Below are 19,985 nucleotides of genomic sequence, written 5' to 3'. Positions count from 1 at the left end.
CTTGAGGCCGGATATCGGAAGATCGCCGGCAAACCAGGGTGGTACCACGAAAATTTACCCCTTTCGTCCCTATGACACAGCGTATGCTTTGTCGTGGGATGAGAGGGGTTTTTATATGTTTAGCGATGATGAGAAATAGCGGCAGTCAGCTTATGCACAGAGAGCGAAGGGGAATGGTGCAACCTTTGCCTTAGGCGCTGCATGCGGTCATCTCGGAGCTGTTGACCGAAAGCCGAACAATCGTAACCATAACGGCAAAGTTCAGGCAAATAGGCTCAACCGGAGAAGCACACGTTAATGTGCTGCAGGTAAGGTCGCCCCTTACCTCAAGAGGCCGGACATCGCAAGATGTTCGGCGAACCAGGGTGGTACCGCGAAAAATAACCCCTTTCGTCCCTATGGGCACAATAACTGTGTCCAGAGGGAGGAAGGGGTTTATTGTGTTAAGGATAAGAGGAGGGTACCCGAAATGGAACAAAATCAAATACGTTCGATGACAACACATCACGACGCCCCAAGCGGTAAACCGGAGCAACAAATGACCGGTTCAGAAGCGCTTCTTCACGCCCTGCTGGCGGAAGGCGTAGAGACGGTATTCGGTTATCCGGGAGGCAGTGCCTTATATATTTATGATGCGATGGCCGGCAATTCCGAGTTCAAGCACATTCTGACGAGGCATGAGCAGGGAGCTGTGCATGCTGCTGACGGCTATGCCAGATCTACGGGCAAAGTTGGCGTATGTATTGCAACGTCGGGTCCGGGAGCAACGAATCTGATTACGGGAATCGCTACCGCCTACATGGATTCGATACCGCTTGTCGTTATTACGGCGAACGTACCGACCACGTTAATTGGAACGGACGCTTTTCAAGAGGCGGACATTATCAGCATGACGATGCCCATTACAAAACACAGCTATTCGGTTCGTGATGCAGCAGATATCCCGCGGATCGTGCACGAAGCATTCTACATTGCCGGCACAGGAAGAAAGGGGCCGGTTCTGATCGACATTCCGAAGGATGTCTCGAATGCATCCATGAGCTATGAGCCTGTTAGCGGACAGCAGCCGATTCGGGGCTATGATGCTAATCCGAAGGTAGATGCTTCGTTAGTCGATCAGCTGCTCCAAGCGATAGCGGAGTCTGAGAGGCCCCTAATTATCGCGGGAGCTGGCGTTGTCCATTCGGACGCTTCCGAAGAACTGATCCGATTCGTGAATGAAACGCATATCCCGGTTGCGTCGACGCTGCTCGGACTAAGCGGCTTCCCAAGCGCGCATCCGCACTCGCTCGGCATGGCGGGGCATCATGGCAATTATGCAGCGAATATGGCGATTCAGAACGCCGATCTGATCATCTCGATCGGTTCTCGGTTCGATGACCGGCTTACGATGCGCGTAAGCGGCTTTGCGCCGAATGCGCGGCGGATCGCCCATCTTGATATCGATCCGGCTGAGATTGGCAAGAACGTCAAGACGGACATCGGAATCGTTGGCGACATTAAAGAGGTTCTTGCTCATGCGAATATGCGAATTGCCGAAGCGGCTTCAAAGCCGGATCTGTCCGCTGTCCGCCGCGGTTGGCTGGAGCAGCTTGACCGGTTTAAGGAAGAGCATCCGCTCCGTTATGACGATTCGGATACTGTAATCAAGCCGCAGTTCGTACTGGAGATGATTCACGAACAGACGCAGGGCAATGCCATTGTGACGACGGACGTCGGACAGCATCAAATGTGGGTCGCCCAATTTTACAAATTCAATCATCCGCGTTCCCTGTTGTCTTCAGGCGGACTCGGCACGATGGGCTTCGGATTCCCTGCGGCGATAGGGGCTCAGATCGGCAATCCGGACCGGCTCGTCGTATCCGTCAACGGGGATGGAGGCATGCAGATGTGCGCACAGGAGCTTGCGATTTGTGCCTTGCACGAACTGCCGGTCAAAATCGTCGTACTGAACAACCGCGTTCTCGGCATGGTCCGGCAGCAGCAAGAAATTATGTACGACCGTCATTACAGCCAGATCGATCTGGCAGGCAGTCCGGATTTCGTCAAGTTGGCGGAAGCATACGGTATCAAAGGGCTAAGGGCCAGCAGCAAGGAAGAGGCGGTCCGCGTATGGAAGGAAGCGTTGCAGACGGCCGGGCCGGTGCTCGTCGAGTTTGAAATTCCGACGGATGAGAATGTATATCCGATGGTATTGGCCGGCTCCGCGCTCAACGAGATGATATTAGGTGAATTCGAATAATTGTACAAAATTTCTTGGCAATCATGGGAATTGCGAATAGGAATGGCGCTATGCTCCGGAGAAATGATGAGGATGGAAAAAATCGAACAACTATTGGCATCCAAGCTGCAATCGGTCGTGTCCATTCCGTCTGAGGAATGGTGCCATTTTCGAACAATGCTCGTTCATGAGCGAATTCGCAAGCAAGAGCATTACGTTCGCGCGGGGGAAGAGGCAGATTCGGTCGGTTTTGTCGCAAGCGGTCTGTTCCGGCTTTATTACTCGACGAAGGAAGGGGACGAGTATAACAAAAGCTTTTGCGGCCAAGGCGATTGGATCGCTTCATACAGCTCGCTGCTGCTTCGGGAGCCGTCCTTCTTCTCGATTCAGGCGCTCTCGGACGGGGAACTGCTGACGTTCCGTTACCGGGATTATCAGACGTTGTACGATCGTCATCCTTGCTGGGAGAGGCTGGGCCGCATCATCGCAGAGCGGATGTTCATTCAGAAGGAGAAACGCGAACGGGAGCTGCTGCTCCTCCCTGCTGAGGCGCGGTATCGGCTGTTCAGTGAACAATTCGGACATGTAGCGGAGCAGATTCCCCAATATCATATTGCATCCTATCTGGGCATCACGCCGGTTGCGTTAAGCCGGATTCGCCGCCGGTTAACCTAGGTTAATTTCAATCTCCTCTTTCTGCTCTACACTGAGCATAAGAAAGGGGAGATTGTGTTATGAATAAGTCTGGGCATACGGTTCTCATTACGGGAGGTGCAGCCGGGATCGGGTTGGCATTGGCCAAGCAGTTCGTCCGAAGCGGCAACCAAGTTATTATTACAGGGAGAGACCTTGGCAAGCTGGGGAATGCGAAGGCTTACGATTCAGGCATCTCCGCCTATGGATGCGATTTGCGTTCGGAAGCGGAGGTCTCTGTTCTTGTGAACAGGCTGTATGATGAACATCCGAAGCTTAGCGTGCTGGTGAACAATGCAGGCATTCAATACAATTATTCTTTCCTAACCGGCAACGCAGCTGATGATAAAAAACAAGATATGCAGCAAGCCATGCATAACCGTATTGCCGAAGAGACGCATGTCAATTTTATAGCGCCCGTGCAGCTTACGGCAGCCTTGCTGCCACTGCTCGCCCGTCAAGATGAAGCGGCAGTCGTCAACGTCTCGTCCGGGCTCGGGCTTACGCCGAAGAAGAGTGCACCTGTCTATTGCGCAACGAAGGCGGGCATCCATCTGTTCACGCAAGCGCTCCGTTATCAGTTGGAACAGACGAATATTCGCGTATTCGAGATCATTCCGCCCATTGTGGATACGGAGATGACGAAAGGAAGAGGCCGGGGCAAAATAACGCCGGATCAGCTCGCTGAGCAATTTTGGACTTATTACGTCCTGGACCGGCTCGAGATTCCGATCGGCAAGGTCAAGCTGCTCCGCTGGCTGAACCGGCTTGCTCCGTCTGTAGCTCAGGCTGTTCTTAAGAACAGCTGAAACCGGCAAAACACATCCGCGAGGATGTGTTTTTTATTATCCCGCAATCAGGCGCGGATTATTTAAATTCTGTTTAAATAAGGCTGGTACATTGAATGCAGTTGATCAACACAAACGAAATCAAGGAGCTGGTTATGATGACAACAACACCAACAACGGCAAAAGCTGGGCAGCGTATCGGGATTATCGGAGGCGGCCCAGGCGGGCTGACGCTAGCGCTTATTTTGCAAAAAAATGGCATTCCATCCGTTGTGTATGAACGCGAGCCGATCGATGCGAACGCTGGAAGAGGCGGCTCGTTGGATATTCATGAGGATTCCGGTCAATTGGCGCTGAAGGAAGCGGGTCTGTATGAACAGTTCCAGTCGATTGCCCGGTACGAAGGCGAAGATTTCCGTCTTCTAGATAAAACGGGGAACATTTATATGGACGAGACGGCAGATGAAGAGGCGGAAGGAGAACGGCCGGAAATCGACCGCGGAGAGCTGTGCAGCCTGCTGCTTGGCGCACTTGATCCAGGCATCATCCGCTATGGCTGTAAGCTGATTGAAGCCGTTCCTCTTGCAGACGGCAAGCATGAGCTTCGGTTCGAGAACGGGCTTGTCGATACCGTTGATCTTGTCGTCGGAGCAGACGGCGCGTTCTCCCGCGTTCGTCCGCTTCTTACGGAACATACGGCTGAATATACCGGTTTAAGCATGGTGGAGTTAAATGTCGATGCGAAGGCGCACCCGGAAGTGGCAGCCTTCAACGCACGCGGCAAAATGTTCGGTCTCGGCGATCATAAGGCGATTCTGGGACAATTGAACGGAGACGGGCGAATCAAAGTGTATCTTAGCTTCAGAGCGGACCGCGATTGGTTGGACCAATGCGGCATTCCGTTCCATCAGCCGGATGAGGCGCGGCGGCAACTGCTGGCGTTATTCAGCGATTGGGACGAGGCGTTCCAAAATTATATCCGCTGCGCCAGCGATACGATCCTCCCAAGGCGGATTTATATGCTGCCGGTCGGACTTCAGTGGAAACGCAAGCCTGGCGTGACGCTGATCGGCGATGCGGCGCACTTGATGTCTCCTTTTGCAGGGGAGGGGGTCAATCTGGCAATGCAAGATGCGATGGAACTTGCGCTGGCCATTGCGGGTAAGCCCGATTTGAATACCGCGATCGAAGTCTACGAGAACAAAATGTACGCATATTCATCCTGGTCTGCGAAAGAATCGGATGACAATCTTCAGCTTATTTTTTCCGAGCATGCCGCGGCCAACCTGAAAAGCAAATTTGATGAGTACCATGCGCAAGCTCTGCAACCGCAACAGAACGAATAGTCGGACTTCAGCTCGTAGACGGACGGTTTTACGAAATAATTACGCCTCCCATATTGACATTCGCTTCCAGTCTTCATAATATAATTACGATACCGTGTAGTAAATATATTAAGGAGCTGATCGCAATGATCGTACAAAAGCTTCCATGGGCAGGCATACGTATTCAATCCGGCAATTCAAGCGTCGTTATTGATCCGTTGTTTCATTTTCCGTCCAAGTTCGACCAATCGCATGAGCCATTGTTCCCGCTTTCTGAATTCGGACCAGTCGATGCCGTACTCATTACACACCATCATGGGGATCACTTCGATCCGGAAGCGATAGCCGAATTTTACGGTGCTGATGTTCCGGTTTATATGTCGAACCAATCCTTGAAGTTTGCAGAGGGCAGCAATCTGTCAGGCCTTCAAGGCTTCTCGGTCGGCGACACGATTCAAGTTGGCTCGATAACCGTTGCAGCTTCCTATTCCGTAGACGGCGTTGGCGACCCGCAGATTTCTTGGATTGTGCAGAGCGGCGGTAAACAATTGATCCATTGCGGAGATACATTGTGGCACGGCTATTGGTGGAAAATCGTACGCGAATACGGGCCGTTCGATGCAGTCTGTCTGCCGGTGAATGCAGCAGTTGTCCAGTTCCCTGGCATGCGCCCGAGCGGACAACCGATTACAATGTCGCCGGAACAAGCAGTATCTGCGGCGGTCGTCCTAGAGGCGAAGGCATTGATCCCGATCCATTTCCGTGCGATTCATCATCCGCCCATCTACCATGAAACGCCGAATCTGCTCGATCGGCTGCAGACGGCGGCGCAAGATCGGGTCGAGCTTGCCGTGCTGAATACGAACGAGACGTTGACGCTGTAAGAGTTAACGATAGGCTTATATATGCTACATTTGTTTTGCAATACAATACTAAAACCTTTATATTTGATTACGATGCAGTAACGTAATCATTTTCCAGTCGAGGAGCACATAAAGGTGAGCGCACATCTATCCAATCGGAAGCCGGGAAGGCCGCGCAGCCAGCAAGCGGATGAAGCGATTCTGAATGCGGCACGAGAGTTAATGTTGGAATTCGGGGCATACAGCTTCAGCATGGATACGCTGGCGGTCCGTGCCGGGGTCAGCAAACCGACGATCTACCGCAGATGGGAAACGAAAGAGGCGCTTATTACAGACGCATTCGGCTTTGCATCACAGCAGACGGAAGTACCGGATACGGGCAGTGCATTGACGGACTTGCAGCAATTGCTGGGCAGCATGCTTGCCGCGCTTGGTGAACGGTTCGGCATCCATTCAAGCTCTGCTCATCGAATGCTGGCCGGCATGCTCGATCAGCGCCAATTTATCGAGCAGTACAAGGACGGTTTCATCGCCTCGAGGCGTGCAGCCTATAAGCAGATTATCAGGCGGGGCAAACAGAGAGGCGAAATACGGGAAGACGCGGATGAAGAAACCGTTATTGACCTAGTCAGCGGCGCGTACTTGTACTGTTTGTTGTTCAAGCCAGAAACGATTACAGCGGCTGATGAGTGGCTCGAGCAAGTTCTGAAGCTAATCCAATCAGGCGTTGAGAATGGAAGAGAACGATGAATCCTGCTCATGGAGCAGGATTTTTTCTGTCCGCAGCAGGGAAACGAATACGCAAATCAAAATCCATCGGAAATCCATACTTAAGTATCTACAGAACTAGATGCCGCTGCTTATATACTAGACGCAAATAGAGTGGTGGAGGATGTACATGAAAGCAGTCGTATGCACAAAGTATGGGGGACCGGAAGTTCTTCAGCTCCGGGAAGTCGAGAAACCGTCTCTTAAGGACGATGAAGTTCGTATTCAAATCTACTCGACAACGGTTACAGCAGGAGATTGCCGTGTACGGGGTTTCTCGCCTCCGCCGATGTTCAAAATTCCGATGCGGTTCGCTCTCGGCTTCACGAAGCCAAGAAAGCCGATCCTCGGCGTAGAGCTTGCTGGTGTCGTCGAGCAGACCGGCCGGTACGTTACGCGGTTTAAAGAAGGGGATCACGTATTCGGTTCAGCTGGTTTCGCTTTCGGTTCCTATGCCGAATACAGCTGCCTTCCGGAAAAGTCGGCGCTTGCGATCAAGCCGGCAGGGCTCTCGTTCGAGGAAGCGGCAGCCGTCCCGGTGGGAGGGCTTACGGCGCTTCATTTCCTACGGCGGGGCAATATTCAGAGCGGACACAAGGTGCTCATCTATGGTGCTTCCGGCAGCGTTGGCTCTTATGCCGTCCAGCTTGCCAAATATTTTGGAGCGGAAGTGACAGGTGTATGCAGCAGCGCCAATGTTGAGTTGGTACGGTCGCTCGGAGCCGATCGGGTCATAGATTACACGAGAGGGGAGACTATAGGGAGCGGCGAGCGGTATTCTATTATTTTTGATACGGTCGGCAAGAGTCCTTATCCATTATGTGTAAGCTCATTGACCGATACAGGGACGTATTGTCAGGCCGTCATGTCTGCTTCGCATGTGCTTCGAGGGATGTGGACAACGGTGACGAGCGGCAAGAAGGTGATCGGCGGCGTATCGACGGAGAGGCCGGAAGATCTTCAGTTTCTTGCCGGGCTGATCGAAGCGGGCCAATTGAAGCCCGTCATCGACAGACATTATTCCCTCGAACAAATCGCGGACGCTCATCGTTATGTGGATCAAGGGCGTAAGAAGGGAAATGTCGTCATTAAGGTGCGGTAGTCTCTATTGAGGAGTGAGATACATGCCCGGCGCTCGCCGGGCGGATAGAGCAGAAAATCTGACTTAATGATCGTTCGTTTACCGGACTACTACGGGCCTACGTAAGGTCTCTTACTCGTGGTAAAACCCGACATACCAGTAAATAAGCGCTCCCAATGGTAACTTAAGTGCCTGCGTACTCGCCAAATCCAATCGATTGTGCGAATTAAGCGACCTTTCAAGCCCATTAATTCGCCCGCATCAGGCTATCGCTCCGAATAAGAGACCCGTAAGGTCTCTTATCCGTCGCTAAACCCGACATACCGATAAGCATATTGGACGCAGCCTGAATCCATGATCAAGGCTGCGTTTTATTTCTGCAAGAGCCCGGGGCCGGGGAAGTTTCGTGAATTGACGGCTTTTAATCGCCTTCCTTATAATGGAGATATGACGATACCTATTGTATCCACGAAATTATATATTCCGCCTTCTAGGCCCAAAGTCGTTGCTCGGCCTCATCTCATTCAGCGGTTGAACGAGGGACTCCACCGCAAGCTGACTCTTGTGTCGGCTGCTACAGGTTTCGGTAAAACGACTCTTGTCAGCGAGTGGCTTGCCGGAATTAACCGGCCGGCTGCTTGGTTGTCTCTGGATGAGGGCGATAACGATGCCGTGCGATTTCTAACAGGACTCCTAGCTGCGCTGCAGTCGATCGGAGTAGACCTTAGCGAAGGCATATTTGATGTGCTCCGAGGTTCGCATTCCCCGCCAGTCGAATCGATTGTGACAGCCATACTCCACCCTATCATTGCCTATCCGAACGATTTCATTCTTGTGCTGGATGATTGCCACGTCATAGAGGATAACCTGATCAACCGGGCGCTCGCGATGCTTATCGAGCGGATGCCTCCGTCCATGCATCTCGTGATGACGACAAGACACGATCCGCGTCTGCCGCTGCCGCTTCTGCGTGTGAGGGATCAGCTAACGGAACTGCGCTCAGACGACCTTCGATTTACTCTCTCCGAAACAACCGGTTTCTTGAACGGGGTAATGGGCCTCCGACTAGCTCCGCACAACATCGAGCTGCTTGAAGAGCGGACCGAAGGCTGGATTGCCGGGCTGCAGCTGGCAGCTCTGTCACTGCAAGGGCATCAAGATGCAGCGGGATTCATTCAATCGTTCACTGGCAGCCACCGTTTCGTTCTCGATTATCTAATGGAGGAAGTGCTTCGCAAACAGCCCGTCAGCGTTCAATCTTTTCTGCTGCATACTTCTGTTCTGGACCGGTTGTGCGGACCGCTGTGCAGCGCTGTTGCGGGGGATGCTGACACAGCCGCGGGTTCCGAAACGCTTGCTTATCTGGAACGCGCCAATCTGTTTCTTGTCCCGCTCGATCATGAGCGGCAATGGTACCGGTATCATCATCTGTTCGCTGAGTTGCTGCGGCAGCGTGCAGCGCAGGCCGACAGCGGGATCCATACAGCAGAGTTGCATAGCCGGGCCAGCCGCTGGTATGAAGACAACGGCTTGGAAGTGGAAGCGTTCCTTCACGCTGCATCAGCCGGCGACATAGACCGAGCGGCCCGATTGATGGAAGGCCGAGGGCTTCCGCTTCATTTTCGCGGGGTGATAAATCCAGTGCTTCATTGGCTCCACTCACTATCGGAGGACGAATTGGAGTCAAGGCCGTCTTTATGCGTGATGTCCGCTTCGGTTCTGTTAATGGCGGGACAAGTGGCGCGAGTTCAGCAGCTGCTTCATACCGCTGAGGCGGTACTTGACGAAATCCATTCTCCAGACGAAGATATGAAGGATTTGATCGGCCATATTGCCGCGATCCGGGCAACGATTGCCGTCAGCGAGCAGCGGCCTGAGACGATTATAGCCCAGTCGCAGCGTGCGCTCGAATATTTGCGTCCAACTAATTTGCCGGTCCGCACTTCGACGATCTGGACGCTGGGCTGCGCTTACGAGCTGCAGGGGGATCGCGCCTCGGCTGGCAGAGCTTATACCGAAGCAGCCTCGATCAGCAAGAGGATCGGGCATACTCTCATCCAAGTGTTGTCTATGATCGGTCTTGGAAGCGTGCAGGAAACGGATAATCAGCTCGTGCTTGCGGTTGACACATACCGGAAAGTACTAGAGCTTGCAGGCGAGCCGCCAATCCCTGTGGCTTGCGAAGCGCATCTGGGTCTGGCCCGGATCTATTATGAATGGAACGATATGGAGCGGGCGGAACATCACGGACAATTAAGCTTGCAGCTCTCCAGGCAGCTTGACCGTTCAGACCGGTTCGTTGCCAGTGAATTATTTCTAGCCCGGCTGGCACTGGCCCGGGGGCAGTTAGCTGAAACGGTTGCATTGCTGGCGAAATCGGAGCATTTCATTAAGCAGCACCAATTCGTGAACCGGCTGCAAGACTGGGCTGCTGTTCAAGTGCTTGCGCTGCTTCATCAAGGCGATATTGCGGCTGCATCCGCAATGGCCGAAGGGCATGATCTGCCTCCCATGAGCAAGGCGAAATTGCGGCTCGTGCAAGGCGATGCTGAAGCTGCGCTTGCACTTCTTGATCTGCTTGGCGAGCAGGCGGAGAAGAAGGGATGGGCGGATATACGGCTAAGAGCGACCGTATTGCAGAGCCTAGCCCATTCTCAACTCAAGTCTAATGGGCCAGCGCTGCAGCTGCTCCGCGAAGCGTTGACGTTAGGGCATGGAAGCTTCGTCCGCACGTTCACCGAGGAAGGAGAACCGATGGCCGCACTGCTCCGCGAAGCAATTAGCAGCGGCATCATGCCGGAGTATGCCGGAAGGCTGCTCGCAAGCATGAATAGCGGGCAAGCCGAGGTCCAACCGGCCAATTCAGGACAGCTCCGCAGCAGCGGGGCGCCGATTGGACAGCCGCTGATCGATCCGCTTAGCGAACGCGAGCTGGAAGTGCTGCGGCTCATTGCCGAAGGACTTTCCAATCATGAGATTGGCGAACGGCTTTTTCTTGCGCTCAGTACGGTCAAGGGATATATCCGGACCATCTTCGACAAGCTGCAGGTGAAACGGCGCACGGAGGCGGTTGCCCGCGCCCGTCAGCTGGGATTATTATAGTTTTTTTGTCGTTTGCCTAATATTTGTATCGAACTTTATGCAACGTGGACTAGACTGTACAAACGAACGGGTGATAAGATAGATAACGGGTGAAGCAGACGATGAACAAAGAGACGACAAACACAGAAGTCAATGGCAATCAAGAAGCCAATGAGGAAGTCAATTCCGAGAAATTTGCCGAATTGGTGAAGGCAGTTCATCATAACGGCCTCACCGCTTTGCAAATGCATTTCGACAACGTCGAAGGACAAGTGTTGAACCAAGAAGTCTACGGTCCGGTATTTGTTTATCAAGTGAAGGACTCTTCGAACAACGGATATGTATGCGGTTTCTTTTTGCACGAGCTAATTTCGCAATTCCAGGGTGGAAGCAATCCGGCACAGTGGATGGCATCTTTCTTCGTCGATATGATGAAGACGGAAGGCGGAAGACTGTTGCCTAAACCGCCGGCAAGCGAAGATGAAGCGAAAGCGATGATTGACAATGTGCTCGTTCCGCAATGCATAGCGGCTGTTCGCGAAGAATTCGAACCGGAGCAAGTTCATGCGGGTCTTAGCTGGCATCAAGAGCAAGGTCCCGTGTTCGAAGCCGGGTTCCCGTCGATTGTTGACGGCAACAATGTATGCGCTTTTCCAATCAATCTGCTCGCGACGTTCATTCTGATGAACCGCGATCCTTCCGACTTGGTGCTGCAAGCCTTGTACAAAATCAAGGATGACCACGAAGCGGCTCAGGAATAGCAGTAATCCGACAATCCGACAATAGTAATGAGCATCAAGAAGGCGGTTCTTCACGAAGTTGAAGAGCCGTCTTTTTAGTTGTCGCATACCGCTATATAGGAGAATGGGCTATGATCGTTAGAATGACGCATGCATAGGGCGGATAAGGCTGCGTTCGAACTGGAACGGGTATGTCGTAGTCGAGGATATTGGAGTTGCGAATGCTTGGAGAGGCCAAAACGTAGGCCGGGCGTTGATGGGGCAGGCGCTAGAATGGGCCAAGGAAAATAAATATGCGGGGCTTATGTTGGAGACGCAGGACGTGAATGTGCAGGCATGCCGGTTTTATGCCAAGAACGGTTTCGTCATTGGCGCAGTCGATACGATGCTATATTCCAACACTCCGGCGGCAGGCGAGTACGCAATATTTTGGTATTTTAAGTTTTAAATAGTCTGTTGTCACAAAAAAGCCCCCCTCCCCGTTCTATGAGCAGAACAAAATGAGGGAGAGGATACGATGAAAGAAATGACGTGTATTGTTGTCGGCGGCGGCTATGCAGGGATTCATGCTTTGAAGGCTATCCGCAAGTCGGTTCAGGAGGAGCAGTCCGGCCGCAGGCTGAGACTTGTTCTGCTTGACCCGCTACCGGCCCATCTGCGCAAAGTATTGTTGTTCAAACCAGCGGTAGGCGAGAACGAAATTACGGTTCCTTGGCAGCGGGTATTGCCAGACGGGACGGAGATCATCCAGGGTGCGGCGCAGCATATCGATGGCGATGCCAAGCAGCTCTATTATAAGGATGCCGAAGGAAACGGCAAACAGCTAGCGTACGATGTATTGGTCGTCGCGGTCGGCAGCGTTGCGCGGCGACCGGAGGCGGGGGCAGGTGGCATTGCGCTGACTGACCCGCAATCGTCCGAACGGATCGGAGAGCAGTGGCGCCGCAATATGAAGCTGGCAGCAAGCGGCGAGCATTCGGCAAGCAAGCAGCAGCTAATGAGCGCAGCGGTCGCAGGAGCAGGCGTTACCGGCATCGAGACAGCCGCCGAACTCGCTTATGCGATGAAGGATGAAGCGGTGCGTCACGGTTTGAATCCGATGGATGTTCGGGTCCACTTGTTGAACACGCACGAGAGACTGTTCCGTGAAGCGCCGGCGAAGGTCGGCCGCAAGCTGGAGCGGCTTCTTGCAGAGTGCGGCGTAACGGTTCATCACCGGACGCAGGCGGTGCGAGAGCAGGACGGCAGCCTGACGCTAACCCGAGGCGAGCCGATGCGTGTCGGGCTGACGGTGTGGACGATGGGGCTCGTGCCGAATCCGGTGCTGCGGGGGATGAATTTGCCGCTTACGGCGCAAGGGAGCGTCATCGTTGACGGCAGCTACCGCGTGGAAGGACGGCCCGGCGTATACAGCATTGGCGACTGCGCTCATATTATCGACCCGGCATCGGGTCTTACGGATAGTATGACGTGCAAGGAAGCAATCCCGCAAGCGGGCCGGCTGGGCCGCATTCTATGCGCTGATCTGGCCGGACGTCCAGCTCCTTCGCACCGCAAGTCGACGGTCCCGTCATTCACGATCGGACTAGGGCCGAGCCGTGGGCTCGTCTGGACTCGCAAATGGGGGCTCGATATGATCATCACAGGCAAGCTGGCCTTCCGGGTCAAATCATTCGTATGGAATTACGCCAGCATGCTGCATACCGGCAATAACAAGCCCATTGAATAAAGAGGCGATATCATGAATTTATACGAACAATATAAGGGGCTGTTATTCCGTCTGGCTTACCAGTTGACGGGGACTGCCGCCGATGCGGAGGACGCTGTGCATGACGTATTCGTGAAAGTGCAGACGATCGATCCGCAGCGGTTGACAGAGCCGAAAGCCTATCTATGCAAAATGGTGACGAACCGCTGTCTCGACCAGCTCCAATCGGCCCGCATGAAGCGGGAGCAGTATATCGGTCCGTGGCTGCCTGAGCCGGTTATGACCGCTGCGGAGGACGGCTATGAAACCGTTGAGCAGCGCGACCTGCTCTCCTATGCGATGCTCGTTCTGCTTGAACGGTTGTCTCCTGACGAGAGGGCTGTATTCGTGTTGAAGGAAGCGCTTGGATTCGATTATGCTGCCATTGCGGAGTTGATCGACAAGAGCGAGGCGAATTGCCGGAAGCTGATGAGCCGTGCGAGAGGCAAAATGGGGATCGCGGAGGAAGAACTGATCGGTTCTGCAGCCGTCGAAGAGCAGTGGGCGAACCGATTTCTCGCCGCGTTGTCTAACGGAGAAGTCGGGACCGTCTTGTCCATGCTGGCCGACGATGCCGTACTGCTTACGGACGGCGGCGGCAAAGTGTTCGCGGCAATCAATCCGATCGTTTCCGGAGAGAAAGTGGCGAAGTTCCTGTTTGGCATCATGAGCAAAGAAGCGGGCAAGGAAGGCGGCTTTGCAATCGAGATGCTGCCGATGAACGGACAGACCGGGATGGCCATCGTACAGCAAGGCATCGTAACCAACGTCGTCTTCGCCGATGTGCGGGATGGAATGCTGCAGAGCATCTATATCGTCCGTAACCCCGATAAGCTGGCACGCATTCACGCGTGAATGCACACGAGGCTTCAGTGACGGACATTCACAAGCAAGGGACTTTCCTTCTTCGGCAGGGCATGCGAATGCCATGGCACGAAAGAGAGAAGTCCCTTTTTATCTATAGTTAATCTTATCGGGAAAATGCTTATTTGCTAACCGTTTGATTATACACCTTAAGCTTATCCGTAATTGCCTTCGCTCCGTCGTCGAGTGCTTGCTGCGGCTGTTTCACGCCGGTCAGCGTCTCTTCGATGGCGCTCTCGACGATTTGGCGCGCTTCCGGGAAAACGCCCATGACGGCGCCCGTCGAAGCGGTGCTCGGCTTGGAGGCGTGCAGTTGATCGACGGCCGTTTTGAACTGCGGGTATTTGGCTAAGTTTTGCGCGACGATTGCTTCGTCATATGCTTTGGTCGTAATCGGGAAGTAGCCCGTATTCACATGCCATTGCGCTTGCACCGACGGCTGCGTCAAATATTTAATAAAGTCCCACGCTGCCTTCTGTTCTTCGGCAGGCTTGTTGTTCAAGATCCACAAGCTTGCTCCGCCGACGACGACGCCGCCCTGCGAGGCATCGGCCGCTTTCGGCAGGAAGCCTGTGCCGACTTCGAACTGGCCTTGCGAGGCATCGACGATTCCGCGCAGTCCTGCGGTCGAGTCGATCGTCATGCCGATCTGTCCGGCGAGGAACGCTTTCTTCGTATCGGCCGTGTCGCGGCCGAGGTTGACAGCGAGCTTCTCGTCGATCATGCTTTTCCACCACGTTAACGTATTGACGCCAGTCGGCGAATTGAGCAGCGATTCCGTAGCCGTCTGGCTGCGGCCGTTGCCGTTGTTAATATAATCGGCGCCGTGGTCGGCGAACCATTGCTCCATGAACCAGCCGTAGATGGCGAAGCCTGCGCCGCCTTGGCCGGATGCAGTCAGCTTGGCTGCCGCTTCTTTCACTTCCTCGAATGTTGCTGGAGCTTTCTCAGGATCAAGTCCCGCTTTCTTGAACATGTCCTTGTTGTAGTACAGAATCGGGTTGGAAGTATTGAACGGCATCGAATACAGCTTGTTGTCGAACGTATAGTAATTCGTTATGTTCGGCTCCAGCTGAGACAGATCGTACTTGTCCTCATCGATAAATGTTTGCATCGGCGTAACGGCTTTGGAGTCGATCATGAACCGGGAACCGATCTCGTATACTTGGATCATCGACGGGCCCGATTTGGAATCCATCGAAGCTTTCATTTTGTTCAAGCTCTCATCATACGTTCCTTGGTAGACTTCCTCGACCTTCACCTTGTTCTGCGACTGGTTGTAGTTCTGGACGAGCTGCGTTACTGCTTTGCCAAGCTCGCCGCTCATGGAATGCCACCAGACGACTTTTACTGGTTCTGCCGCTGCTTCTTGTGTCTGTTCCTTCGGTTCTTCGGCGGTCGTTGATTCGCTTGTACCTGATTTGTTCTCGTTTTGTGCCGCAGCCGTTGTCGCATCCGAGTCCTTCGTGTCTTTGTCATTGCTGTTGCCGCATGCTGCTGCAATGAATAGCAGTACGGCGATCATCCCCATTAGTCCGAATCGTTTGAACCGTTGTGGCATGTCTCTCTCCCTCTCTATCCTCATATTTAATCAATCTATGGGAACGCCCGAATCCGTGAAGAGGAAACGGACGCTGCCATCGGGCAGAGCTGGCGCTATCCTTTGACGGCGCCTGCTGTTATGCCGCTCACGAGCTGCTTCAGCCCAAGCGCGAGCAGCAGCAAGGATGGAAGCAGGACGATCATGACGCCGGCGAGCACGTTGTTCCACGATACCATCTCTTCGAATCGAAGCATGCCGATCCCGATCTGCACGGTCCGCATCCCGCTGCTGTTCGTCGTCAGAAGCGGCCACAGGTACATATTCCATGAAGTGAGGAATACGTACACGGACAGAGAAGCGATCGCGGGACGAGACAGAGGCAGCACGATCGTGATGTAGTGGCGGATCGGTCCCGCGCCGTCGGCCTTCGCCGCTTCGAACAGCTCTCTTGGCAGCTGCATAAAAAATTGCCGAAGCAAGAAGACGCCGAAAGCAGAGCCTAGAAACGGTACGATCAGCCCCTGATACGAGTCCAGCCAATCCCATGATTTGATAGTCAAGTAATTCGGGATGACGGTTACTTCCCAAGGAATCATCATCGTGGCCAGAAACAGAGCAAACCAAAATTTGCGCAGCGGAAAAGAAAGATAGACGAACGCATAAGCAGCCAGAGAAGAGATGACGACTTGTCCGGCCGTAATCGCCCCGGCGATGACGAAGCTGTTGCGGATGAAGTCCGCGACCGGAATTAACGAGAACACGTTCACGGCGTTCTGCAAGGAGATCGGATCAGGCAGCAGAGCAGGCGGGTATTGGAGCGACTGCCGTTGCGTCATGAGAGACTGCAACAGCGTATACAGCAGCGGGAATAATACGCAGAACGCAAGGACCGCCAGCAGTCCGTAGAGCAGCGTAAGCTTAAATGCAGCATTCCAACCTCTCATTGGTAGTGCACCTTCTTCTCCACGAATAGGAATTGAACCGCGGTAAGAGCAAGAATGATGATGAACAAAACAAGCGCATATGCGCTGCCGGTGCCGTATTGGTAGTTGATGAACGCTTCTTTATAGATCGAGTAAACGAACACTTCGGTCGAGCCGCCAGGGCCGCCTTTTGTCATCAGATGAATTTGTCCGAACGTTTGGAACGATCCGATGACGGAAATGACGCTTAGGAAGAAGAGGGTCGGCGACAATAGCGGCAGCACAATCCGGACAAAGGTGCGAATCGGACCGGCTCCGTCGATCTTAGCACTGTCCAAGTAATCGCCTGATATGCTCTGCAGACCGCTCAGCACGATAATATAATTGAAGCCGGACTGCATCCAGACCGTCATGAGCGCGATCGACGGCAGTGCAGCAGACGGGTCTGTGAGCCACTGCACGGGCAGAAGCCCGAACTGTTTCAGCAAATAGTTCAGAATGCCGAGCGTCGGATGGAAGAGAATCGCCCAGATGACAGCGGATGTACTAACAGACAGTGCGAGCGGCAGCGAGAATACGAATTGGAACAGCCGCATTCCTGGACGCTTCACATGGGTTAGAGCAGCGGTTACGATGCCGAGAACAATTCCGGTTGGAACGGTCAGCAAGGTGAACAGAACGGTAACCTGCAGACTGTTCCAGAATGACTTGGCGGACAACAGGCTCGTGAAGTTGTCGAGTCCAACATAGGCGGCTACCCGTCCCCTAGGGTCTGTCAAATGCAAGCTTAAGTAGACGGACTGGATGAGCGGATAAAATAAAAACAACCCGAACAGCGTAATCGAAGGCAGCAAAAACAAATAACCGAGCGACGATTCCTTCATTCTTCTGACGAATGCGGCGGGAACTCGTCCGGGCTTGCTGCCGGCCGTAAGCGGCATAGAACGGTTTGGTACGGAGACGCTGCCTTCCCGAATATCCTCCAATGCGATCCTGTCCTTTCTTCCTCTCTTTCTTCCATTGTTAACTAGATTTGTCATTGCATGATCATGGGCAAGTTAAGCTTTAATGTAAATTTAGGAAGCCGGCGTGTAACATTCTTTCTTCCCGTTCGTCTAAAATTTAGTACCATAGGCGTAAGCTCTGGGAGGAATATAGGCCGTGCTAAGAAGCACTAAGATAACAATCGTTCTTTTTTGTATTGTGATATCCGTATTGACTGCATGCGGTGCCCGTGAATCGGACAGCGGTCGTAGCGGTCGTGCAACTTCGAATGGAGCGGTGCAGGAACAGCAGAAGGACAGCGGTTCAATCTCCGACAATCCGGAGTTGGAGTCTGCCGAGGCTTCTTCAGAGGCGGAGTCAGAAGCAGAACCGAAGAGTGCAGCGGCGCACTACCAATTTCCGCAGGAGGTTGCTCTTCCGTTTCAAGCGGTCGAATGGAATAAGCTTGTGCAGATGGAGCCGAAGCAGACCTGGAAATTTGTGCGGACGCTTTCTTTTGGCACATTGGACGGCAATCCGGTTTCGCTGGCTGTATATAAGGAGATGGATCCAGATCAACTGTGCGGCCTCGATTATGAAAGCGCAGCGCTGTTGGAATACCGGAACAAGACGTACTATTACAATGATTGTTTCTCCATGAGTCTAGAGACAGAGGAGTCTCCGTTGCTTGAGTTGTCTTTGGTTAAGCTCGGATACGAGAATAAGGACGGGGACTCTAGGCGCATCGTTCATGGAGCGGCAGAGCTATTCGGCAACGGGCCGGGAAGAATGCTTTATTTGGTCTACGACAGAGATGAGGATCAGTGGTACGGCTTCGACAATTGGGGGAGTCCGAGTGTCGTCGATTTGGACGGGGACGGTACGATGGAGCTTGTTAACCAATTTCAAGGTCTGCATATGCAGTTCCCGGATATCGATATATACAGGTGGAATGGTCCGGAATTGGAGCAGAGCTTGTCATTGAAAAGCACCTTGAAGCTGCCATTCGTGGGGCAAAGTGTAGCGGGAATGGACGAAGTGACTCATCGGTTCCAGATCAGCGCGTTAACCAGCTTGGAAGAGGATGCATGGGACCATCCGCTGGAGGCCAGTTATAACTATAACGCTGGACGAATCGTCCGCTCGGAAGCAGGTGGGGGATAATGGTCAAAATCAGATGGCACAGCAGGAGAAGTCCCGCTGTGTGGATGCTCGTTGTTCTGGCCGGTTTACTTGTGTGCGGGATCTGGCTGGCGGTTCAATTCCGTGAAGAGGGCAGCAAGATTGTACTTCAAGTCGAACCAGCCCCGGAGTTTGCCGGCTATCATTTGGAGCAGCTTGCAACTGATCGCACCGATTTCGTTGGCGACAATTCGAAGGTCGTTCGTCTGGTTGATCAACTGCCGCTGCCGGATACGTTCTACATCCGGCAATCCGTTGCGTTGCAGACTGCGATGACTCCTTATGGCTTGACCGTCTTCTATGAACCGGCGTCCGAAATGGCCGAGTTGATGTCCTACCGCCCGGATGCCGGACCGGAATCGCAACTGACGGTCAACAGCAGCCGCAATGCTCTCGTTTTATTTATTATGATTGATAATGTGGACGAGATAACGTTCGCTTACCGCAACTCGAAGTCGGAACAGGCTTCATTCCGGCGATATACCTATCGGCGGGCTGATTTCGTGAATGCTTTTGATTTGAACGAGCTTAGGAAAGATAGAGCAGAGCTCGGTCAATTATTGGTGAATTGGTCGCCTTCGGCAGTCATTGTGAGACCGGTTGAAGTCTCCGGGGGGCACAGCGAGCCGGCGGCTTTGGCTGAAGCGACCGAAGCGCCGCAACCGGGCGAGCCGAAGGTAGAGCATGCGGCGGCCGAATCTCCGGATGGAAGATACCGGATTGAATCCTATGGCATCAACAAGGATGTATTTGCAGGCGGATTGTATCCAGCAGAAGGCATCCGTTTAACGGATACCGCAAATAAGGAAACGAAATGGTCCATGACGCCGGGCTACTATACGCAGTCGTTTCTATGGTCACCTGATAGCCGCTACGTTGCGGTCTCGTATATGGCGCGCACTTGGAGCGGGGTCATTATCGTCGATACCAACGATTTCTCGGAAGTGATGCTTCCCGGCCTGGATGAGCTGCGCGAGCGCTGGGATGGAACAACTACCGTGAACGAGCAACGCCCTGATCCTTATTGGGAAGCGGTTGAATGGCTGGACGACGACAGGCTGAGCGTGAGTGTGAAGTGGACGGGTACAGAGGACACGGAATACAGCGGCACTTTTATTTACGATGTCTCAAAGCGAGAGTTAATGGAGTTAAAGCCGAATGAATCGACCATGCACTAATGCA

Annotated in this window: 16 protein-coding genes and 1 pseudogene; 14 read left to right on the top strand and 3 right to left on the bottom strand. The window is 53.3% G+C overall.

Features of this window, described 5'->3' with window-relative positions; translation table 11 throughout:
• Positions 1-493: 493 nt before the first annotated feature.
• The 12 genes and pseudogenes from ilvB (at position 494) to PKO01S_RS08865 (ending at position 14,162) form a co-directional block, all read left to right on the top strand.
• Positions 494-2,242: a biosynthetic-type acetolactate synthase large subunit gene (ilvB, locus tag PKO01S_RS08920; RefSeq protein WP_127531039.1), complete on the top strand. Its 1,749-nt coding sequence runs from the start codon at positions 494-496 to the stop codon at positions 2,240-2,242.
• Between the two features lie 72 nt (positions 2,243-2,314).
• The gene (locus PKO01S_RS08915; protein ID WP_164779542.1) at positions 2,315-2,896 is read left to right on the top strand and encodes a Crp/Fnr family transcriptional regulator; all 582 of its coding nucleotides are present in this window, start codon (positions 2,315-2,317) and stop codon (positions 2,894-2,896) included.
• A gap of 59 nt (positions 2,897-2,955) precedes the next feature.
• On the top strand, positions 2,956-3,723 hold the full coding sequence (locus PKO01S_RS08910) for an SDR family oxidoreductase (RefSeq protein ID WP_127530978.1): 768 nt from the start codon (positions 2,956-2,958) through the stop codon (positions 3,721-3,723).
• Between the two features lie 134 nt (positions 3,724-3,857).
• Entirely contained in the window at positions 3,858-5,048 is a 1,191-nt protein-coding gene (locus PKO01S_RS08905; RefSeq protein ID WP_246070504.1) for an FAD-dependent oxidoreductase, read from the top strand.
• 125 nt (positions 5,049-5,173) lie between these two features.
• On the top strand, positions 5,174-5,911 hold the full coding sequence (locus PKO01S_RS08900; RefSeq protein ID WP_127530977.1) for an MBL fold metallo-hydrolase: 738 nt from the start codon (positions 5,174-5,176) through the stop codon (positions 5,909-5,911).
• Between the two features lie 114 nt (positions 5,912-6,025).
• A complete protein-coding gene (locus PKO01S_RS08895) occupies positions 6,026-6,640 on the top strand; it encodes a TetR/AcrR family transcriptional regulator (protein ID WP_127530976.1) in 615 nt (204 codons plus the stop codon).
• Between the two features lie 148 nt (positions 6,641-6,788).
• Positions 6,789-7,760, top strand: coding sequence for an NAD(P)-dependent alcohol dehydrogenase (locus tag PKO01S_RS08890; RefSeq protein ID WP_127530975.1), 972 nt, complete (start codon positions 6,789-6,791; stop codon positions 7,758-7,760).
• Positions 7,761-8,150: 390 nt separating this feature from the next.
• Positions 8,151-10,841 (top strand): LuxR C-terminal-related transcriptional regulator, encoded by a 2,691-nt coding sequence (locus PKO01S_RS08885; protein WP_307719827.1) that lies wholly within the window; start codon positions 8,151-8,153, stop codon positions 10,839-10,841.
• Positions 10,842-10,942: 101 nt separating this feature from the next.
• Positions 10,943-11,581 (top strand): hypothetical protein, encoded by a 639-nt coding sequence (locus PKO01S_RS08880; protein WP_127530974.1) that lies wholly within the window; start codon positions 10,943-10,945, stop codon positions 11,579-11,581.
• Between the two features lie 130 nt (positions 11,582-11,711).
• A pseudogene (locus PKO01S_RS08875) lies at positions 11,712-12,008 on the top strand (GNAT family N-acetyltransferase); the annotation flags it as partial.
• A 69-nt stretch (positions 12,009-12,077) separates the two neighbouring features.
• Positions 12,078-13,289 carry an NAD(P)/FAD-dependent oxidoreductase gene (locus PKO01S_RS08870; protein ID WP_127530972.1) on the top strand — a complete coding sequence of 404 codons (1,212 nt, stop codon included), beginning with the start codon at positions 12,078-12,080 and terminating at the stop codon, positions 13,287-13,289.
• Between the two features lie 9 nt (positions 13,290-13,298).
• A complete protein-coding gene (locus tag PKO01S_RS08865; RefSeq protein WP_127530971.1) occupies positions 13,299-14,162 on the top strand; it encodes an RNA polymerase sigma-70 factor in 864 nt (287 codons plus the stop codon).
• Positions 14,163-14,292: 130 nt separating this feature from the next.
• On the opposite strand, the gene PKO01S_RS08860 is transcribed toward PKO01S_RS08865, so the two are convergent.
• From PKO01S_RS08860 to PKO01S_RS08850, 3 genes are all read right to left on the bottom strand, one after another.
• Entirely contained in the window at positions 14,293-15,732 is a 1,440-nt protein-coding gene (locus tag PKO01S_RS08860; protein ID WP_246070503.1) for an ABC transporter substrate-binding protein, read from the bottom strand.
• Positions 15,733-15,827: 95 nt separating this feature from the next.
• Positions 15,828-16,658, bottom strand: coding sequence for a carbohydrate ABC transporter permease (locus tag PKO01S_RS08855; RefSeq protein ID WP_127530970.1), 831 nt, complete (start codon positions 16,656-16,658; stop codon positions 15,828-15,830).
• Positions 16,655-17,578, bottom strand: coding sequence for a carbohydrate ABC transporter permease (locus PKO01S_RS08850; protein WP_127531035.1), 924 nt, complete (start codon positions 17,576-17,578; stop codon positions 16,655-16,657). The genes PKO01S_RS08855 and PKO01S_RS08850 overlap by 4 nt, the downstream gene beginning before the upstream one ends.
• Before the next feature lie 220 nt (positions 17,579-17,798).
• Between PKO01S_RS08850 and PKO01S_RS08845 the strand changes: the two genes are divergently transcribed.
• Positions 17,799-18,785, top strand: coding sequence for an FG-GAP repeat domain-containing protein (locus PKO01S_RS08845; protein ID WP_127530969.1), 987 nt, complete (start codon positions 17,799-17,801; stop codon positions 18,783-18,785).
• Entirely contained in the window at positions 18,785-19,981 is a 1,197-nt protein-coding gene (locus PKO01S_RS08840; RefSeq protein ID WP_127530968.1) for a DUF4825 domain-containing protein, read from the top strand. The genes PKO01S_RS08845 and PKO01S_RS08840 overlap by 1 nt, the downstream gene beginning before the upstream one ends.
• The last annotated feature ends 4 nt before the right edge of the window (positions 19,982-19,985 follow it).

The organism is Paenibacillus kobensis NBRC 15729, from assembly GCF_004000825.1.
Lineage (GTDB): Bacteria > Bacillota > Bacilli > Paenibacillales > Paenibacillaceae > Paenibacillus_T > Paenibacillus_T kobensis.
The sequence above is the reverse complement of the archived record's forward strand: the minus strand, read 5'-3'. Positions and strand labels throughout refer to the sequence as shown.